Raw genomic sequence first — 2,932 nt, 5'->3', positions numbered from 1 at the left:
AATACTGCTTAAAAAATAAATTAGAGAGAAGATATATTCCTGTAGCAACACCAAGATATAACGGCGTAGTAGAAAGAGTACACGGCATAGACGAGAGAGAATTTTATTCACGATTAAATAAAAATATAACTGTAGAATTATTGAGAGAAAAATTAAAAGATTGATTTCTTCGTTATTGTATATTACAATCAAAGAAAGAATCAAAAATATTATAGCAAGTAAAAGTACAATATCTATGGCTCCATGACATCTATAAAAAATGTTATAAAAAATTAAATTAAAACAAGATTAAAATAAAATTATTAATATCATAATGAATATTTATATATTTTTATATAATATAAAAGTATTATAAAAATGAACTCTATAAAAAAATATTCATTTATGTTTTTATAATAAACATTATTTATGTGATATAAGCTGTTTTTTGGGATATTTTATTATTTTTTTAAAAATGTATATTTACATCACATAAAAAATATAGCTTATGCGATGTAAATATAATTTTTTAATAATTTTATTTATAAATTTAAGAAAAATATTTTTTTACTATTTCATCATCTTCCAAAGCAGTAAGTATTTCCACGCCGTCTCCTTTAACAGCAACAGTATGTTCATAGTGGGCAGATAATGAACCATCTCTTGTAACAACAGTCCAATCATCATCTTCAATATATATAGCATGATGTCCCATATTAACCATAGGCTCTATTGCTATTACCATATTAGTTTTGAGTACAGGACCAAAACCTTTCTTACCTCTATTAGGAACAGCAGGTTCTTCGTGCAAATTAGCTCCAACTCCATGACCGTTAAACTCTCTTACTAAAGAATATCCCGCATCTTCTGCAGTTTTCTGTATGGCATAAGAAACATCTCCCAAATGAACACCGTCTCTTATTTGTTTTATACCATTAAAAAAAGATTCCATTGTTGTGTCTACAAGCCTTGAAGCCTCAGCAGATACATTGCCAACCTTAAAAGTAAATGCTCTGTCTGAATGATACCCCTTATAATAAACACCTATATCAAGCCCTATTATATCGCCGTCTTTTAATACTCTTTTTTTGCTGGGTATGCCATGTATTATTTCATCATTTATAGAGGCACATATTGAAGCAGGAAATGGCGGGTTGCCGTAGCCCTTAAAAGAAGGCTTAGCATTTTGCTTTCTTATATAATCATAAACAAACTTATCAAGCTCTTTTGTAGATATGCCTGGCTCAACGAGTTTAGAAACTTCTTTAAATACATTTGCTAATATATGTCCGCTTTCTCGCATCAAATTTATTTCAGATTGTGTTTTTATTTTTATAGCCATTTTTCATTGTTTTCCTTTATTTATCAATTTGATTGATTCTCTGTATTATTTGTATTTTCAAAAATAGTTTCTGCCTCAACCTTATCTCCAAAAGATTCCTCTACTACTTTTGTAATATTCTTTTTCTGTCCGCCTGTAATAGTCATCTCACCCTGTATAACAGCACCCTCTCCAACATCTATCTTAGGAGCTTCTATATTTCCTAAAACTCTTCCTGTTTCTATTAATACTACTTCATTTGAAGCTGATATATTGCCTATTAAAGTACCTGCTATTGTTATGCTGTCTGTAATGATAGTGCTTGTCTTTACCTTGCCATTAGTGCCTATTATTAAATGCCCGTCTATTTTTAAATCCCCTTCAAATTTACCGTCTATTTGAAACGAGCCTTTTACTATATAAGTTCCTTTGAAATATGAACCTTCACCTATTATACTATTAATCATCTCTCTTTTTGACATAATAATCACACTCCAAATTTATACTTCATTTTGATTTTATAAGTATAAAACTAAAATGTCAAGTTTATATATTTGATTAAAGTGTTTAGGAGTATGAGATATTGGACATTTTTAGTATAAAAAAAGCAGTATCCTTGTTATAATATTTTGATATAGAAAATAAATAAAAGGATACTACTACGAAAAAAGATTATAGCACAGAATTTAAATTATTTATAGTGGATGAAGCATTAAAAACTAAAAATATTAAAAGATTTTTAAAGATAGAAGAAATACCCAAATCTACTTTTTATGCTTGGCTTAAGAAATATAAAGACACTGGAACAGTTGCTAATTTTAGTACTAAGCCAAAAACTTCCCCAAATATCTTTAATAATCAAGAAGCTATTAATTTAATTATTAAACTCTATACTAAAGAATATCGAGGTAAGCATTATATTAAAGCATATTTAAATCGTGAAGGCATTAAGATAGGTGTTACAGCTATAGAGAATGTACTAAAAAGAAATAATCTTTGGAGATACAAAATAAAAAAGAAAAAGAAGCGATATGATAAACGAAAATTTGTCTCTAAAATACAAAAAGAAGGCAAAATAGTTCAAATAGACACCGCCTTGCGTACCTTCGGTAAAATATATCAAATTAGGCAGAAAAACAGTTTATCAATTCACAGCTGTAGATTTAGCTACACGTTATAGTTGGAGGCAGATCTATGAAGATAAAACACCTTCTAGTGCTTTATCTTTCTTAAAATATGTATTGAAAACTTCACCTTTTAGGATACAAGCTATACAAACTGCGACCGAAGGAAGTGCCTGTGGCAACAATGGTATAGAATATACTTATCGCTGTATTAATACTCCTAAAATAAATATTTTTGATGAATACTGCTTGAAAAATAAATTAGAGAGGAGATATATTCCTGTAGCAACACCAAGATATAACGGTGTAGTAGAAAGAGTACATGGCATAGACGAAAGAGAATTTTATTCACGATTAAATAAAAATATCACAGTAGAATTATTGAGAGAAAAATTAAAAGAATATACACATTTTTATAACAATCAAAGATTGATTTCTTCGTTATTGTATATTACAATCAAAGAAAGAATCAAAAATATTATAGCAAGTAAAAGTACAATATCTATGG

4 protein-coding genes are annotated in these 2,932 nt (G+C 28.4%); 2 read left to right on the top strand and 2 right to left on the bottom strand.

What is annotated here, in order from left to right; all coding sequences use genetic code 11:
* Window positions 1-529 precede the first annotated feature (529 nt).
* Window positions 530-1,321, bottom strand: coding sequence for a type I methionyl aminopeptidase (map, locus tag EPJ72_RS05865; protein ID WP_147731270.1), 792 nt, complete (start codon window positions 1,319-1,321; stop codon window positions 530-532).
* A 23-nt stretch (window positions 1,322-1,344) separates the two neighbouring features.
* Entirely contained in the window at window positions 1,345-1,782 is a 438-nt protein-coding gene (locus EPJ72_RS05860; RefSeq protein ID WP_147731269.1) for a bactofilin family protein, read from the bottom strand.
* 218 nt (window positions 1,783-2,000) lie between these two features.
* Between EPJ72_RS05860 and EPJ72_RS05855 the strand changes: the two genes are divergently transcribed.
* A complete protein-coding gene (locus EPJ72_RS05855) occupies window positions 2,001-2,480 on the top strand; it encodes a hypothetical protein (RefSeq protein ID WP_158636887.1) in 480 nt (159 codons plus the stop codon).
* A 61-nt stretch (window positions 2,481-2,541) separates the two neighbouring features.
* On the top strand, window positions 2,542-2,932 hold a 391-nt coding region (locus EPJ72_RS05850; protein ID WP_147731267.1), incomplete at its 3' end, for an integrase core domain-containing protein.

The organism is Brachyspira pilosicoli (assembly GCF_008016535.1).
GTDB classification, from domain to species: Bacteria; Spirochaetota; Brachyspiria; order Brachyspirales; family Brachyspiraceae; genus Brachyspira; species Brachyspira pilosicoli_A.
The sequence above is the reverse complement of the archived record's forward strand: the minus strand, read 5'-3'. Positions and strand labels throughout refer to the sequence as shown.